Annotated in this window: 10 protein-coding genes; 7 read left to right on the forward strand and 3 right to left on the reverse strand. The window is 57.6% G+C overall.

Annotated features, from left to right (window positions below; genetic code table 11):
• The first annotated feature begins 66 nt into the window (after positions 1-66).
• A complete protein-coding gene (locus SH410x_RS05825) occupies positions 67-1,557 on the forward strand; it encodes a hypothetical protein (RefSeq protein ID WP_473675467.1) in 1,491 nt (496 codons plus the stop codon).
• Position 1,558: 1 nt separating this feature from the next.
• Here the strand turns inward: SH410x_RS05825 and SH410x_RS05830 are convergent, their stop codons facing one another.
• Both SH410x_RS05830 and SH410x_RS05835 read right to left on the reverse strand, forming a co-directional pair.
• A complete protein-coding gene (locus SH410x_RS05830) occupies positions 1,559-2,329 on the reverse strand; it encodes a hypothetical protein (RefSeq protein ID WP_473675469.1) in 771 nt (256 codons plus the stop codon).
• An 81-nt stretch (positions 2,330-2,410) separates the two neighbouring features.
• Positions 2,411-5,647: a hypothetical protein gene (locus SH410x_RS05835; protein ID WP_473675471.1), complete on the reverse strand. Its 3,237-nt coding sequence runs from the start codon at positions 5,645-5,647 to the stop codon at positions 2,411-2,413.
• A 216-nt stretch (positions 5,648-5,863) separates the two neighbouring features.
• On the opposite strand from SH410x_RS05835, the gene cas5 reads away from it, so the two are divergent.
• The 6 genes from cas5 to SH410x_RS05865 all read left to right on the forward strand — a co-directional run bounded on the left by cas5 (position 5,864) and on the right by SH410x_RS05865 (position 14,740).
• Positions 5,864-5,926, forward strand: coding sequence for a CRISPR-associated protein Cas5 (gene cas5, locus SH410x_RS05840; RefSeq protein ID WP_473677250.1), 63 nt, complete (start codon positions 5,864-5,866; stop codon positions 5,924-5,926).
• A gap of 19 nt (positions 5,927-5,945) precedes the next feature.
• Complete coding sequence (locus tag SH410x_RS05845; RefSeq protein WP_473675473.1) at positions 5,946-6,956, forward strand: lysophospholipid acyltransferase family protein; 1,011 nt, start codon at positions 5,946-5,948, stop codon at positions 6,954-6,956.
• A 476-nt stretch (positions 6,957-7,432) separates the two neighbouring features.
• A complete protein-coding gene (locus tag SH410x_RS05850) occupies positions 7,433-8,704 on the forward strand; it encodes a PQQ-binding-like beta-propeller repeat protein (RefSeq protein ID WP_473675475.1) in 1,272 nt (423 codons plus the stop codon).
• A 1,048-nt stretch (positions 8,705-9,752) separates the two neighbouring features.
• Positions 9,753-11,081, forward strand: a complete 1,329-nt coding sequence (locus tag SH410x_RS05855) for a PDDEXK nuclease domain-containing protein (RefSeq protein ID WP_473677251.1) — start codon at positions 9,753-9,755, stop codon at positions 11,079-11,081.
• A 209-nt stretch (positions 11,082-11,290) separates the two neighbouring features.
• Positions 11,291-11,986, forward strand: coding sequence for a hypothetical protein (locus SH410x_RS05860; protein WP_473675477.1), 696 nt, complete (start codon positions 11,291-11,293; stop codon positions 11,984-11,986).
• Between the two features lie 39 nt (positions 11,987-12,025).
• Positions 12,026-14,740, forward strand: a complete 2,715-nt coding sequence (locus SH410x_RS05865) for a DUF5060 domain-containing protein (protein WP_473675479.1) — start codon at positions 12,026-12,028, stop codon at positions 14,738-14,740.
• Positions 14,741-14,844: 104 nt separating this feature from the next.
• Here the strand turns inward: SH410x_RS05865 and SH410x_RS05870 are convergent, their stop codons facing one another.
• Complete coding sequence (locus SH410x_RS05870; RefSeq protein ID WP_473675481.1) at positions 14,845-16,917, reverse strand: glycogen debranching protein; 2,073 nt, start codon at positions 16,915-16,917, stop codon at positions 14,845-14,847.
• Positions 16,918-17,306: the final 389 nt, after the last annotated feature.

Below are 17,306 nucleotides of genomic sequence, written 5' to 3' on the forward strand. Positions count from 1 at the left end.
GGCCGGATCCGCGACGCTATCATGAGAGTTGGACCCCCTCCCCCCCTCGAGCTGAGAGAACGCCTGATGAATTTATATCGGACACTAGCGATTCCGACGCTGTTGTTGCTCTCATGGGCAGTCGCCAATCCTTTGCTGGCGAAGGATCACTTTCTCGTCATTGGCGGTGGCTACGCACCGTCAGGGAATCAAGCCTCGCTCGAACGGAACGTTCTCTTTTGGCAGCGTGTGTTGGTTGAGAAAAACATCTCGCCCGACTCACAGGCCATTTTCTTTGCCGATGGTGATGACGCGGGTGAAGACCTGCAGGTGATGGATCGGAAATCGGTTCCCAAAGCAAATCGATGGATGGCGGAGTTTTTCGGTAGCCAAAGCGATCTGGGATTGTCGTATCGCAATCACCGTGTTCCCAATGTGATTGGCAAGACGAGTCTTAAGAATATCCAGGATTGGTTTGCCGAGGCGGGGCCGTCGATGCACGAAGGAGATCGCTTGCTCATTTATGTCACGTCGCATGGCAACGACAGCCGAACTCGCAATCAAACGCATAACACCTCCATTTCATTGTGGGATGGTGAGCGTTTGGAGGTGGTCGAACTGGTCGAGTTGCTCGACACCCTTCCTGACGGGGTGCGGGTGTGCGTTGTCATGGTGCAGTGTCATGCAGGCGGTTTCGCAAGATTGATTTACAACGAGGGCAATCCTGACCGAGGATTATCGAAACAATCCCGCTGTGGATTCTTCGCAACGGTTTATGATCGGCCCGCTGCCGGTTGCACGCCTGACATTGATGAGACGACCTATGTCGAGTACAGCACTTATTTTTGGGAAGCGATCGCGGGACACAATCGCGTCAATCAGCCGATCGAGCCCCCCGACTACAACGCCGACGGCAAGATCTCGTTTGACGAGGCTCACGCCTACACCATATTGCGCAGCGACACGATTGATTTGCCTGTGAACACCTCGGGCGAGTTTCTCGGTATCGAGAGTCAATTCCAAGATGACAAGCATCCCGATCTCTTGCCGCGTGAGTTGGCGTACGACGAAGTGTTAAAACTGGCCACGCCCTCTGAACGCGCGATCCTCGAAGGATTGTCCGAGCAGCTCTCACTTTCGGGGCCGGACCGGCTGAGCGACGCCGAGCGGCTCTCGACCGAAAACCGGCCGCGAGGACGCTCTCGGGGTCGATATCGAGGCCGCCCTGAGGATCCCGCCGACCGTTTGCGGCGTCAGATCTCGTCGCAGTTACGTAAACGCTGGCCCGAACTCGCGAATCTAATGAACCCGATTTCCATCGAGTTGGTGACGACGCGCAGCGACGAATTCATTCAAGCCGTCGAGGCGCACCCCGACTACTCCAAGTATCGGGAACTGGCGCGTGCGGAGACGCAACAGCTCGATGAGCAGGAGAAGCGGGTCAAGTACGAACGGTTCGTCATGTCGGCTGAAAACGTGATTCTACGCGAGAATCTCGTGCGACTGGGCGACGCCAACGCCATCGATCACTTTCAGAAAATTGTCGAAAATGAAAATGGCGTGATTGGAATGAACTGAATTATTCGATGTGACGGGTTCGATAGGACACGAACCGGTGCAGAGGGCCGCGGGGTTGATATTCATTCGCGGCGTCCTGGCCGCCACGTCCGTCCAATTGCAATTGCCCCGCGATGAGATTGATGGATTCGATGACCAGCGGTTTGATCACGAAGCGTGGATCCTCCTGAGGGATTTTGACCAAGGCAATCGGGCCGTCCTTCGTGAAATCCCAACGGATGTCGAGGTCACCGATCGCGGCCTCCTTACTGATTTTTCGAACAAAAGGCTCCAGCGGGAGTGGTAACGCCCCCGCCTTGAGGTCGGACAAGGCAATCGCCAACAGGTTCGGCTCCTCGGTCATCTCAACGGACAATCGGCATGAGATAACCGTGTCCCATCCTCCCGAGATGTAGCGTGCGGCGGCGAACAGTTCACCGTTTTCAATGGCGATGGCGGGTTCGGTGACACCGTGGGCGAGCAGCCGCTCGAAACGTTCGGGGAATTCACTCTGCACCCAAGCGTTGATTTCATCTTCGGCGAACGAGGCTTTCCAGAACCCTCCACGCAGCGATTGTTTGCGAACTTGCTCGACGTCGTGCTGGAATTGATTGCGAGCGATCTCGGCATTGGCTTGCGATTGGTTTCTCGCCCGCGTGTAGAAATCGGGGACCTGCTGGGACTGCGAAACCGCCCACCAGCTGGCACCGCAGACCGCGACACCCCCGATGGCCACCAAGCTGAATCCAGCCCACAGCCAGCGGTTCTTGATAATCTTCTTGGCTCGGCTCATCAGTGCTCCACAAGGGTGAAACGAGTACAGCAAAAAAATGGAAAGGGTGTTCGTACCCTACGTACATCCGTCGCGTGGGAATTAGAATTTTAATGGAGAGGGCAACCAGCGTCGAATTTTACCCCCAATCGACGCGGGGGATTCGGTTTCGCTCGGATCCTCGGCGATGTCGTGGGATGGCGCGAGCGGACGGGGGGCGGAATCGGGCAAGCGGGGGAGTTGCGCCGTCGACACGGAGCTTTCAGGATTCTCGCTCGCATGCTGGACACTATCGCTCTGGATAGTGTCTGCCCCCCACATCGGTCGCGGCCTGACTCGTTCGCTGCGCGCCTTGGCAAGTTGCGATTCCTCTCGGGTCAAACCATTGCTGCCCGATCCCTGTTCTTGTGAACTCGCTTGGACGGCAGCAATTCGCAGCAAATCTTTGGCCCAAAAATGATTCAGCAAATTGGCGGCGGGCCTCAAGTCCGAATGTTGCAGACCCTGCACCGCTAGATACGCAAGACTCTGCAAATCGGATCGCTCTAAGGCACTGGCAAAATAGTCGGTGACCACGATGTCATCGATCCAGACCGTCGACGTCGACAGGTTGTCAATTGTAATGTGCAGGTTGTGATCATGCTGCGGATCGACGTCGAGCCACTCCAAAACGAAGCGGCCGGTGTGCCATTTTCCATTTCGCGGCACCTGCACGGTTTCGCTACGGCGGATCGGTTGGCCATTACGTTCCCCCTCAATCGCGACCCGGAGTTCAATGGGCTCGGCCGCGCGGACGGGCTCTGGGGGGGCGCCCGCGGCAGTGGCAAGCCGTGGAGGCGCGCCCCGCAGGGACATCGAGATGCCTAAGCGACCGGCGATCGGTCGGGCGATTTCACGACTGATCAGCCATGCCGAGGCCCCTGCATCGGTCTTGCCACCCAAACGAATCGACTGTCGGCCTTCACTGCGAACGAGTGTATCGATTTCCACGGCCCCCGAAGGGTGGTGTGCCTGCATCCAGCCGGGGACGCCGATTTCGTGGGGGAGTTCGAACCCACCGTTGATTAGTAAGTTGCGGAAGTCGGAATGGGCTGTTGTCCCTTCCTGAGACGAATCCGGATGGCTCGCCGCGTCCGATCGGCCGGTCTTGGCCGACGGCCCTGCCGACACTGCGTGAACCAGACGCGAGGGCGCATCGGCACTCGATGTGATGGCGCGACCAATGCCCCATCGCTCAGTCGACCAGAACGAGCTCCCGCCCGTCTCGGGGGTGCTCGCCGATGGTCGGCTCGAACCGGAGGACGATAGGTCGGTCGGTCGCGTTGCCGATGCCTGGCGGACGATCCCGTGATTGGAACGGGTGCGGCGGGAGCCTGCCAAGCGTTGTGCTCCCGAATTGACATGCGACGACATCCCGGCGAGTTCGCCCAGGATGCCGAGGTTTTCGACAATGGTGGTCACCTGACGAGTCAACTCGGCGATTCGTCGTCGTGCGTCGTCGGTCTCCAACGCGTATTTCATCGTGGGCGAGATGCGTTGCTCAGCGTAGCAGACAACGATCGACGAGGCGGGGATGACAACCGTCGATCCCAATTCGTTCACAATGGGCTTGGTCAGAATAAGAGGTCCCACGTCGTCGGGAGCAACGTCTGTCCAGCGGACTAGATTCGCCAGTGGGAAGCGGACACGCATCGGCCAGGGAGCCTGATTCACGCAAGTCAAAGTCGTGCCTTCCCCGACGTTGGCATGGCGGACCTGGACCAGCGAATGTTTCGCAGCCCTGCCTGGAGTGGTCGGTTCTGCAGCGGCTGAATCTAAAAGCCAACGAGACTCTACCGACCAACAGGTTTGCCACAATCGCACGGCATCGCCAACGCTTTGCGAGTCGGGGGCCCTGTCCGCATTGAGCAGTTCCTCGTCGACGATCAGACCCTGTTGGTTACCTGATTGGGAGTAACGAATGCACCATGACGACCAGTCCGCCATCCACGCATTGGCCATGACCCCCTGTTCCTGTTCAGCGAGTGGATACATCACGGCAGCGGCCATTGAATCGTTGTCGGCGTCTCGCGGGGGGATCTCTCGCTGAGGTGAGGCAGCCGAAGTCGTTTGGAAGCCAAACCAGAGCAGATCCGCGGTCGGCGCAGCGTGCATCTCGGGGGGGAATTGGCCACGGATCGTATGCGATGGCGGTCGCAAAAACTCTGCCACGCGTAGTCGCTGCGACGAAGCGTTCGAAGGCGGCCAGGCGTGTAACCGATGCAGTACCCTTTGTTCGGCCTCGGCGGGACCCTGAGACGGTGCCAGCGATTGGACGATGGTTTCCTGTTGCCATACTTCCAACTCGAATTGAGTTGCTTTGGCATGCAGACACTGCAGCAGAAGCGTTTTGGGATTTGTCGCCTCCGCGGCCGCCTCCGCGGAAATGGGATCAACGACGATCCCACTGGCTCCGGAGGCATGAATCGCATCGAGACGCTCGTCGATTTGATGCATGATTTCAGCCCAGTGTTGTGAGGGCGTCATCTGTTCATGATCATATCCGTTGAGGATCCATTTCAACGGCGAATGGGAATGCGATTGCGAGGTAAGCGACTCGGCGTCCGCAACCATTTCAGCAAAACCAGCCCAATGCACCAATAGTGGGCGTGAGGTCGTCGACTTTCCCGGCGCGGCAGTATCCGCCGAAGAGGACGCCACGGCAGTGATCTTGGGCAGCACGATCAGCGGCCAAGCCTGGGCGCTCAATGCATGTACCTTTTCACCGCTACGGTCCTTCGAACCGCCACGTTCCCAGGGCAGCAACTCTCGGAAGCGAGAGGACACCGTGACGGTCGGCTCCAGCTTCAATTCATAAACGCCACTGGGCAGGTGCTGAGTTAACTGGAACTCCCAGCTTTGGTTATCGTGGGCCGCACTTTCGAGTGGTGGAGACGGGCTCCCGCCGAGGCTGGAGGTTAGCTCACAACGGTCAATCACCCGATGATCGAACATCGACGTGACCACAATGCTGAACTTGGGTGCCGAACTGGCGAGCGGTGGATCTTCGGCCGCCGAATCACTGTTTGCCGATGCGGGCGCCTGCTTGGTGGCGGCGGCATCTGCCAGCACGACCTGCCCTTGAAGCGGTGCGGAGTCCGCCGACACGATCGTCGGCAATTGCGAAGGGGCGTCCGTGGAGACGACCGACAGATCGGTGAGATGCGCAGTCAGTACCACAGTCGTTTCTGCGTATCCGCTCGTCGCAGCCAGGGCAGCAACAAGGAGGATCGCAACCACGGTCCAAGGACCGTAGGCCGTTACCGGAGGAGAAGCGTTTTGGGTTTGATAACGAATCACAATGGCCAAGTCGCTCGCGCTCGAAGGGGATCATGGGAGAGACAGAGAAAAGGACGACATGCGAACCTAACTTTTTCGATCCTGTTGTCACAAGTCCGCTTTTTTCGCTGAATTGAGCAATCCCTTCGGAATCGCCCTGGTCACCATTCGCGAAATCCTGTCAGAATTGCGTCCTCTGCCCACTCATTTGATTGTCGTTGACCGAATCCAATCCCGGTGGCATCTTTCCGTGACGCGACCGGCTCAGAGAGCCGAGCAACATTTCCGCTGCCACCCTAGCCACCGAGGAGGGGGTTTGATGACGTCGAGAACACTGATCGCCGCGATCACCGATGCGCTGGTCTACGCGGCCGTGCGGGCGGTCGTTGCGACCATTCAAGTGTTACCACTGGACATGGGCGACCATCTCTGTCGCGGCCTGGCGATGATCTTGACGGGGCCGCTGGCGATTCGCCGGCGAGTGATCGCGGACACACTGGCGAACGTGTATCCAACGGCGTCCGCGGAGCAATCGCGTCAGTTGACGCTTTCGATGTGGCATCACTTGATGCTGATGGTTTGCGAGGTTGCCTGGGCACAGCGGCGATTGCACCGCGCGAACTGGACGGATCATATTCGCTTTGTGGGCAATCGGGAGATTCTCTCGACGTGTTTGGTGGCGCGTCCGTCCGTGCTCGTCAGCGGCCATTTTGGGAACTTTGAAGTTGGCAGTTACTCTCTCGGTCTGATGGGTTTAAAGACGCTCGCGATCGCCCGGACGCTTGATAATGCCCACCTCCACAGTTGGGTCGAGCGGTTTCGTGGTGCCAAAGGGCAACTACTCGTTGATAAAAATGGTTGCGCGCCGATCGTGGATCAATTCATGCGTGACGGCGGTGTCCTTTCCCTGTTGGCCGATCAACACGCCGGCAACAAAGGGTTGTGGGTCGACTTCTGCGGCATCCCCGCCTCTTGTCATAAAGCCTTGGCGTTATTCTCGCTGACGAACCAGGCTCCGATGCTGGCTCTCTACACACGTCGCGTCGAGGGTCGCCCCCTGCAGTTTGAGTCCGCTCTCCTGGAGATGGTCGACCCGCTGGCGATGGAGGAGGATGAACGCAGCCGTGTGGCCTGTGAATCGGTGGAGTCACTGACCCATTGGTACAACCGGCAACTGGAGCGGATCATCGACTTGGCACCCGAACAATACTGGTGGCTGCACCGCCGCTGGCGAACGCCCCCACCTCGCATTGCAAAGCGACTCGCCGAGGCGAGAGAGTGCCGAACGCGAGAGACTCCCGACGCCGATCAGGATGCCCAAGCCGCCTGAGGCCATGCAGGCCTCCCGGGGCTCGCGGGCGATTGGCTTCTTAAGGACACCCCGAGCACGTACCCAAGCGGGATTCTTTTCGTTTCGCCGCGCCGGCCTCGCTCGTCGCGGTGGCCTCGCTCGCCGCGTGCACCGTCGAGGTCGCGGCCCGATGAGGCCCGGCGGTGCAACGGCATTGTGCTCGTTTGCTTGCGCGGAGGGGACCTCGCTGAGCCGGGACTGTCGGAGGGGCTACTGAAATCCAACGATCCGTTGATCAGCGGAGGGCCCTCGTCAATGGGATCGTTGTTGATCGAGGGATCAGCAGGTTGCTAGATCGACGGCTTCGTTTCGGATAGGTTCGTAGACCCGTGTCACTCCGGCACCGCCTCACTGCGAGCTAAGCACATGTCGATCCGTTTGCAATTTCTGCGACAATCGTGGCTAGCGCCAAAAGGGCTCATTCAATTGAAACACGTATCGACAGGTGCTTGGTCATGAATCGATCTTTACCCCGCCCCCCTCACATGCTCCCGTGCTTTCACCTGCTGGTCGCATTCGTGTTGGCCGTTGGAACCGCGAAACCCGCCGTTGCGGGTGACTGGCCGCAGATACTGGGGCCCGATCGCAATGGGCAGGCAGTCGATGAATCGGTTTCCGTTTGGGAGGGGCAGCCTACCATTCGCTGGCGGGTGAAATGCGGGGCGGGTTACTCCGGCGTTGCCGTGGCGAATGATCGGGTCTTTCTTTGGCACCGCGAGAGTGACTCCGAGTTGCTCGATTGTCTGTCCGCCCCAGACGGTCAACGCTTGTGGCGAGCCGAATTTCCTGCGATTTATCGGGGCGGGGTCAATCCGGATCGCGGTCCTCGCGCGGTGCCGCTGGTCACCGACGAACAGGTGTTTGTCTACGGCGCCGCGGGTGACCTGCACGCGGTCTCGGTGAGCGACGGGAAAACTCAATGGTCACGCCAATTGCGCACGGACTACGGCGCAGACGATGGTTACTTCGGAGCGGGCGGTTCGCCCCTCTTGGTTGGGCAGTCGTTGATCGTGCCTGTGGGGGGCGAGAATCAAGCGGGGCTTGTCGCCGTCGACATCCGTGATGGCAAGACGGTGTGGACCGCCGTCGATCAGGAGGCGGCGTATGCCTCTCCGGTCACGATTGAAATCAACGGGGAAACACGCGTGGTGGCAGTGCTGCGATTGAAAATCGTGATGTTCGATCCGGCGACGGGTGAGGTCTTGTCCGAAATCGAATTCGGTAAACGCGGGCCAACAGTGAACGCCGCCACACCACTGGTCGATCAGAACAAACTGTTTGTGACTGCTGCCTATGGTGTTGGCTGCCGGATGCTCGACATGTCCGTCCGTCCTCCAGTGGATCTGTGGAGTTCGCGTGATGTGATTAGCAGCCAATATGCAACTCCGGTGCACACGAAAGACTTCCTATATGCGATCACCGGACGAGAAGACTACGGCACGGGCGAGTTGATGTGTGCACGATGGTCCGATGGGAAAGTCATGTGGGAAGAGCCCGGCTTTGGGACGGCCCATTTGATCGGTGTCGGCGACCGAGTACTGGCTCAGGCGGTCGGTGGACGGTTGGTGTTATTCGCCGCGGATCCCAACGAGTTTCGCAGTCTGGCCGAAACCGAACTGCCCGTGGGCATCTATCGATCCCTGCCCGCGTTCGCCGCGGGGACGCTGTATTGCCGTCGAACCCTATCGGCGACCGAAGGGGAAATACTCGCGATCGAATTGAAATAGCTCGCCGGTTGGACGGGCCGAACCCGTGACAGCCTGAAATCACGCGTTTGCTTATAGGCGTGAGGTGTTGTTAGCAGCATTTTTGGCGTTTGCAACTAGATGCAGTCCAACGCACTCATCTGCGAAGATTTCGGGTATTTCTGTGCGGCCCTTGGGTATTTACCCAGAGGATCCAGCTGCGTGAAAACGGGCTTCTTTACGCCAGTTCACAATCGCAAAAGTACTGCCACGAAGTTAGCTCACAGTGGAACCCGAACACTCGGAGGGCCCACGTGAGAGCTGGGAGGTGTTTACATGTTTCGCCTACCAAAATAGGGTCGAAAACAGGGGGTTTGAGGGCATCTAGTATCTGAACACGGTGCGTTTTCCTCCACTTCGACGAAGAACACTGCACGTGGAGAGTCATCCATTAATCTAAGCCACCCAGGTGGTCGGTGTGCCAGAACCCTTGAGGTCTCGGGATAGACCCTGCCGACGCTGCACCCTGCGGGCGTTCGGCTCTTCCACCGCTGCATCGTGCAACACCAGTCAACTGAAACCTACTACACTGCTGCTGCGGTTTGAGCAGTTCCTCTTACTTTTCGTTCGGATCCGCTAGGACCTTGAGAGATGTTAGATCTCGATTCGTTTTACCCCTCCCGTCTCACCGCTGCTGGTTGCCGATTGTGTCGGCTGAAAAATGGCTTCAATCGACAAACGCTCACTAACCGAGCGGGACATTTGCACCAAGTTCATAACCCCGGCGATCTGTAACGCTGGCTGGGATTTGCTGTTACAAGTCCGGGAAGAGGTCACGTTCACTGACGGTCGCGTGATCGTCAAGGGACAGTCCACTTCGCGGGGGTTCACCGCGGCCGAAATCATTGAGAACGGCTACAACCTCGACATCAAGAACCCACACAACTCCGACACCGGTCCTGGCGATCCCGATGAGTTACTCGCCGAACTGGAGTCCATCCGTACCGCCAGCCGCCAGCCGCCAGACGGTCGACCAGCTCAAAAGCGAACTCGCCGCCGCGCTGTCCTCATCGGGCGGTGGGAGGTAGCCGTGCCCGATAACACTCAACTCACAACGCCAGCTCAGTTCACCGAACTGCTTAGCACCATCCAGATCGTCGACGGGCGATTGGCAAGCCACGCATCCCGGGCGGTCAACATCAGCCTGACGGCCCGCAACTGGCTGATCGGTTACTACATCCACCAGTACGAACAAAACGGCGAAGATCGAGCCGCTTACGGCGACAAATTGCTCAACCGGCTCTCCGAAGAACTGGGGGAAGCGGGCGTCAGCCGCAGCGAAGCAAGGGAACTGCGTCGCTATCGGAAATTCTACCAGGCCTATCCGAGCATTCGGGAGTCATTGTCTCCCGAATTCCGCAAACTACTGCCAGTTAATGACTTCGGGTCAGACGAGCCCATTCGGGAGACACCGTCTCCCATTTCTAGCGATCCAATTCGGGACTCACAGAAATCCGTTTCCGCGTCCGACATCATCACCAAGCTGGCCTTCAGTCACATCGCTGAACTAATCGCTCTGGACACCCCCGAAAAACGCGAGTTCTACGCCGCCCAATGCATCTCTGGAGTCTGGTCCGTCCGCGAACTACGGCGGCAGATCGCCAGCCTGCTGTACGAACGCAGCGAACTGTCTACCAACAAACGGAAACTGGATCAGCTCACCGCAGCCACCGCCGAAACTCAGCCATCGGCACTTGTCATTCGCGACCCGTACATCTTCGAGTTCCTCGGCCTGCGTCCCGCTGAGGTGATGAGCGAATCGCATCTGGAAGACCAACTGCTCAGCAAGTTGCAGGCCATTCTGCTCGAACTCGGGCAAGGGTTCTGTTTCGAAGCACGCCAGAAACGCATCCTGATCGGCGACACACACAACTTCATCGACCTCGTATTCTACCACCGCATCCTCAAGTGCCACGTGCTTGTCGAACTCAAGCTCGAATCATTCAGTCATGAAAACATCGGCCAGTTGAACACATACGTCAGTTGGTACGACCGCAATGTGCGAAGCAAAGACGACAACCCGCCGATCGGCATCTTGTTGTGTACCGATCATGACAAGTCCCTCGTCGAATACGCCTTGGCGGGCATGCGACTTTCCAAATGCGTGTTGTCGTGGGTTAGCTCAAACGTCTTTGGGCATGGAAATTTCCTTATTCTGACTATGAAGCATCGTGGGAATGCGCTCACGCGGACACCTTCGCCACGATCCCCTTCTGGGAATGATACACGAAAACCGACATCAAAATATGATCCCGTGATTCTGTGTGCCGCAGCTCTGGCAGTAGTCTGCCATCATGTGACCGTTGAGTTGACGCCGAGCGCATTCGGAGCAGACTCGAAAGAATCGTTCGTCATGTAACGTCTTCTCCTTCGCACGCTGGATCGCTTCGGGTGCAACATCTTTTGGTAACATACATGCGGTTTCCCAAGTCCCAACAGGGGTGTGTGGTCCGTCCCATGACACTTTCATTACCAGAATGATGATCGAGTCATCTGTTGTTTCCACCTTGGTGTACGCGGCGATCAGATCTTCATCATTCATCGTCCGTTCCTTTCAGAATCTGATGAATGAGGGCGGTTAAGACGGCTTCGGTGGTGGACTGGCGAGAACGCAATCGCGCCGACAACTCGTCACACTGCGACATCAGGACTGACACCTTCGACACGATCCGATTTTGTTCGGCCCGGGAAGGAAGCGTCACCGACGGCCTTGATGCATTGGCCGTGGACGCCGACATGGTCGAAGAGGCGAAAGGTCGAGCCCGAAAGGTCGCCCTGCAGTTGGTCGCCCGCCTCCGCAAGCACGCAGGCGGTCCGATGTTCGTCGAACTGGGCGAACGGCTCGAAAAGCTAAAGGAACGGTATGACCAGGGCCTCGACGATAGTCGCAAGTTCCTCAAAGAGATTCTGCGTCTAGCCCAAGACGAAAAGGCAACGCCTCCGGAAGTCGTCCAAGACCAAGGCAAAGCCGCACTCACGGAATTGTTCGAGGAGATTCGTAACGACAATACGCCGATCGTCGTCGAAAAAATCGTCGCCGATATCGACGATATCGTTCGCATCATCCGACGGAAGGGTGCGCGGGAGTCCAGTGGAAGTTTTTTTGAAGGCATCGCTCCAGTATCCGATATGTTATCAAAGAAGCGTCCCTGCCGAAGGAATGTTCGGCAGGGCTTGGCAAGGGATATCCTGGTCGATGGTGCGGCCATGGTGTTGTCGGTCTCCAGCGAACGTTCTTTCGTTGGGGACGCATTCATAAGATGAATCGTTTTATATCAATCAAGGCACAGACAGGTATCGGTGATGATCCAATCGTTTGAGATGAAGGTGGCGCGTCTTTCCGGATTCAGGGCACTGCTCGGTGGGGTCGCTTTGCTGTTGGCAGGTGCGGCCAACGCAACCGACGTGACGCTCAGCGGGGAACTGCGACAATGGCATAAGGTCACGTTGACGCTCGACGGGCCACAGGCATCGGAAGACGGGGATCCGAACCCGTTCCTCGATTTTCGAATGCAGGTCACGTTTGACCACCCCGAATCGGGACTGACCTATGTCGTTCCCGGTTATTTTGCTGCCGATGGTGATGCCGCCAATACGTCGGCGACATCGGGAAACAAGTGGCGAGTGCACCTTGCCCCGGATCATCCCGGTGAGTGGTCTTACAACGTTTCCTTCCGGCAGGGCTCTGATGTCGCCATTTCGGATCTCCCCGACGCAGGAAGCCCCGTTGATGGGGTCGATGGATTCAGCGGGACGATGACGATTCTCCCAACGGACAAAACGGGACGTGACTTCCGCGGCAAGGGACGGCTGAATTATGTTGGCAAGCATCACTTGCAGTTTGCGGGGGATGGTGAGTTCTTTCTGAAGGCCGGAGCGGATGCCCCTGAAAATTTCCTCGCCTACCGCGAATTTGATGGCGATTTCAAAACCGATGGCCAGAAGGATAACCTCATCAAGGATTGGGCTCCTCACATTCAGGACTGGAAGTCTGGTGATCCGACATGGCAGGACGGGGAGGGAAAGGGAATCATCGGCGCGGTCAACTATCTCGCCTCGCAAGGACTGAACTCATTCTCGTTCCTGACCCTCAATATCGATGGTGATGATCGAAATGTGTTCCCTTACACGACCTATGGCGAACGAGACCGGATCGATTGCTCGCGAATGGATCAATGGGAAACCGTCTTCGCTCACGGCACCCATCTCGGCATGCACCTGCACTTCAAGACACAGGAAGCGGAGAACGTCAACCTGCTCGATAACGGAAATGTCGGACCGCAACGGAAATTGTACTATCGCGAGATCATTGCCCGCTTCGCCCATCATCTCGCCCTCAACTGGAACCTGGGCGAGGAGGTTGGGTTGGGACATAAAGTAAGCACGCAGAAAAAGAAGGATTGGGCGGATTACTTCTGGACGCACGATCCTTACCAGCACCCGATCGTGATTCATAACGGAAACAACCACTATGACCTTCTCGGAGATGCCTCGGCGCTGACGGGGTTCTCCTTGCAGACCAATCAAGCGGACTTCAGCAACGTGCATGGCGCCACGCTCAACTACATCCGTCGCTCGGACGAGGCGGGAAAGCCCTGGGTGGTGGCCTGCGACGAGCCCGGCGATGCCCAGCATTCATTGGTCACCGATGCCGAAGACCCGACACGCGACAATGCGAGGAAGAATGCTCTCTGGGGAAATCTCATGGCCGGGGGTGCGGGCGTGGAATGGTACTTTGGTTACAGCCACCCGCACAGTGATCTGACCTGTGAAGACTATCGTGTGCGAGAGAAGATGTGGGAGCAGAGCCGAATTGCTCTCGCGTTTTTTGCAGACAACAAAATCCCGTTCTGGAATATGAAGAGCGCCGACGAGAAGTTTGCCAGCAAAAATTCCTACTGTCTCTGCGATCCAGGGAAGTTGTACTTGGTGTTCTGCAAGCAAGTCGAGCAAGCGACACTTGATCTATCCGATGCCGAGGGCGTCTTCGAAGTCATGTGGTTCAATCCCCGTAGTGGTGGACCACTGCAATCGGGGTCGACCCAGGTCGTCAGCGGGGGTGGCAAGGTCATGCTCGGCGATCCGCCCAGCGATCCGGGGCAGGATTGGTTGGCGGTTGTCCGCCCTGGCGATTCCAATCGTGATTATGCCCCCGGTGTCACGGTGGGGGCGGATGTGACAATCATGTTGCCACGCGCAGCAGACACCGTCACGATCGATCTCAAAGGAGTGGTGAGCGACGATGCCAAACCAGGTAGTGACTTAACATCTCAGTGGACCAAGATCAGCGGCCCGGGGGCTGTCGAGTTCGATGACGCGACCGCGCAGGCGACCAAGGTCCGCCTCCAGGGAGCCGGCGAGTATGTCTTGAAACTGACCGCGAGCGATGGAAAACAGAACGCCGAGTCTACGCTGGAAATCACCGTGGAACCGTTCCAGGCCAGAGTGACGCGGCGCATACTCCCGATTGACGATGTCTGTATCGAGGGAAACAAGGTACTTAACGATCAGCATCTGAAGGTCGAAGGGAAACGTCGCACGAGCCTGATTCAATTCAAGCTCCAGGGACTACCGCCCAGTATTCTCGATGCCAAACTCCGCTTGACCGTCGGCGGTGATGCGGGCGGTGGCAAGTTGCGGGTGCATCGCGGGTCCCATTCAGATTGGAACCATCAGACATTGACGAAGGAATCAGCCCCGAAACCGACCGAGCTCATCGCAGAACAGAACGTTCGTGTTGGTCTCGGTGATGCGGTGACGATTCCCGTGACATCGATGCTCCAAGGTGACGGTACGTACACGTTCGTGGTATCGCTCGATGAGGGCGGCGATGATATTTGGTTTGTGGCGTCGGGAAACACGAATGGCCCCGAGCTTTTGATCACATTCGACGATCCCGACGGACGCTATACGACGTTCGGCGAGTCTGTCGAAGCGGATGTTGACGCTCGCGGCGCTGCGATTTTGCAGGGTATGGACGGTTTTAAATCAGTCGTCGAACGTCTAGCGACGCGTTGATCTCCTGAGCCGAGTCGCGTAAGCGGCCGGGTGGTTCGCGTTACCAGGGGTGGCTCGCGTTACCGGGGTGCCTCGCGTCACCTGGCTGTCTTACGGCATTCGGCTCAATCAACAGGCTGCCGGCGTTCGACGAGGACGATGACGGACCTCGGTCCCACATCCAACGTTGGGCTTTCGAGAGGTTGACTTGCTGTGTTTTCGATCGGGTCAGTCGATGATGCGCACGAGGTATCGAAGGCGACATGCCACTTTCCAGCCGCCCATTCTTGAACGCCAAATTCGATCGTGTGGGGGCCCGCGTTGATCATCACGTAGATGTCGACGTCGTCTTGGGATTCCCCATGCAGGCAGTAAGCGAGTTGCTGGGACTCCGGCGACATCTCAACCAAACGTCCCGTGCCGTACCACCGCACGTCGTCACGCCAGAAACGAGAACGGCTGATCGAGGGGTGCGATTTGCGAAACGCGATCATGTTACGAACGAATTCGAAGATGTCGGCGTGCTGCCGCTGCCGGTCCCAATCCAGCCAGGTGGTTTCGTTGTCTTGGTTATACGGATTATTGTTGCCGCCTTGGGTCTGCAAGAACTCATCGCCCATGCGAAACATCGGTGTGCCGTTGGATAGCATCAACAGACAGATGAAATTCTTGACCTGCTGCTTACGAAGTTGCAGGATTTCGGGCGGCACGCCATCGTCACCTTCCCAGCCGCTATCCCAGCTGAACTCGTTCGCTCCGTCGGTGTTGTTGTTGCCGTTGGCCCAGTTACGTTTCTCGTTGTAGGCGGTTAAGTCGTAGAGCGTGCTGCCGTCATGTGACGTCAGGTAGTTGATACTCAGCGCTGGCTGCAACGCGTGCGGCAAATCGTCGGGGAACAGATCACAACTACCGTACAAACGCGTCATCAGGTCCGGCACCATGCCGCCATCACCGCGTACGAAACGCTGCAGAGTGTCGCGGTAATGAGCGTTCCATTGCATCCATCGCTGTCCGGGGAATCGCTGTCCGAGTTGAAACTCGCCGTCGGCATCCCAAGGTTCGGCGATCAATCGATCATCGCTCAGATCGGCATCCGTCCCGATTTCGCTAACGATCGGCGGGTCGGTCAAGTTGATCGTGCCGTCGCTGTTTCGAGTGAAGACCGACGCGAGGTCAAAGCGAAATCCGTCAACGTGCATGTGCGAATCCCAAAACCGCAGGCTGTCCACAATCATTCGCCGCACCGCCCGGTTGGCTGTGTGCAACGTGTTACCCGTGCCGCTGTGGTTCGCATAGGGAGCAGCGGGGTTGCCTGTCATCATGTACGCCGAACTGCTATCGAGCCCCTTCCAACTGTAGATCGGCCCATGGTGATCACCTTCGCAGGTGTGGTTGAAAACCACGTCCAAGATGACTTCGATACCAGCGGCATGGAGCGCCTTGACCATCGTGCGGAAATCCTTTTGCTGATTGCATGCGACCGGATCGGTGGCGTACGCATGGTGCGGCGCAAAAAAGTTCAGCGGCATGTATCCCCAATAGTTTCCATCGTCCGGATCGAACTGGAAGATGGGCATCAATTCCACGGCCGTCACACCCAAGTCGACCAAGTAGGGAATCTTGTCGACGACGCCTAAGAAGGTGCCACGATGCGATTCTGGGACACCCGAATGTGGGTGCATCGTAAACCCGCGAACATGCAATTCGTAGATCACCAAGTCGCTGCCATGTCGTAATGAAGTATCGTCTTGCCAATCGAAATCGCAAAACTGGTTTGGCAAGATTCCCAAGGGTGCTTGGCCGGCATTGGACCCCGGCCTGCACGCGGCTTTTCGTGAGAACGTTTCGGGAAAGAAGACCCCTTTGGCGTACGGGTCGAGCAGGATCTTTTCGAAGTCAAAGTCGTGGAAATCGTAGCCCGCTTGCGGAGCTGGCCCGTCGACTCGGTACGCGTAGTAAGCCCAGTCCTCCGAGGGGTCGTTGTGGATCCGGTAGTGCCAGATGGGGCCCGATTTATTGCGTAAGTAGTTGAGCGTCACCTCGCGGGCTGGATGAACCAGGTCGTCGCGTCGATACAGCAACAGACGCACCGTGGTCGCATGCCGCGAATAGATCGAAAAGTTGAACGTCGACTTGTCCGCATTCCAAGTCGCACCGAGCGGGAACGGCGACCCTTCGGCTTGCTCCCAAGCATTCATTGAAAATTACCTACCAAGGGTTTGCAGGGACAGGATGAAAATGGTGGCACCAACGACGCGCTGACGCCAACGATACCATGACGCCAACGACGCCATGATGCAGTGCCCGTGCCAAGTATGTTTGGTTCAGTACCCCCCGTCGCGATATACCGAATTCTGCGGAAGGGGCAAAAAAACAACACGTTGCGACGAGTACTGAAAGACCGTGTTGCTGGGGGTCACTGGGGTTCTGCGAAAGACGTATGATTCGGTCGAAGGGGCGAGTTTTGATCGGACTGACCAAGACGCGTGCGGTCGACTGTGCGAGATCGCTCAGACGCCGCCCGTATGTGCTCACGCATTGGGGGTAAACGACAAAGCCGAACGCTGCGAAAGTTCAGCGAAGGGCC

The organism is Rhodopirellula sp. SH410 (genome assembly GCF_055811895.1).

What these genes read in the sequence shown, in the direction of transcription:
- SH410x_RS05850 (WP_473675475.1), top strand. Translation starts at nt 7,433, where the DNA reads ATGAATCGATCTTTACCCCGCCCCCCTCACATGCTCCCGTGCTTTCAC.
- SH410x_RS05860 (WP_473675477.1), top strand. Translation starts at nt 11,291, where the DNA reads ATGAGGGCGGTTAAGACGGCTTCGGTGGTGGACTGGCGAGAACGCAAT.
- SH410x_RS05870 (WP_473675481.1), bottom strand. Translation starts at nt 16,917, where the DNA reads ATGAATGCTTGGGAGCAAGCCGAAGGGTCGCCGTTCCCGCTCGGTGCG.
- SH410x_RS05825 (WP_473675467.1), top strand. Translation starts at nt 67, where the DNA reads ATGAATTTATATCGGACACTAGCGATTCCGACGCTGTTGTTGCTCTCA.
- SH410x_RS05845 (WP_473675473.1), top strand. Translation starts at nt 5,946, where the DNA reads ATGACGTCGAGAACACTGATCGCCGCGATCACCGATGCGCTGGTCTAC.
- SH410x_RS05865 (WP_473675479.1), top strand. Translation starts at nt 12,026, where the DNA reads ATGATCCAATCGTTTGAGATGAAGGTGGCGCGTCTTTCCGGATTCAGG.
- SH410x_RS05830 (WP_473675469.1), bottom strand. Translation starts at nt 2,329, where the DNA reads ATGAGCCGAGCCAAGAAGATTATCAAGAACCGCTGGCTGTGGGCTGGA.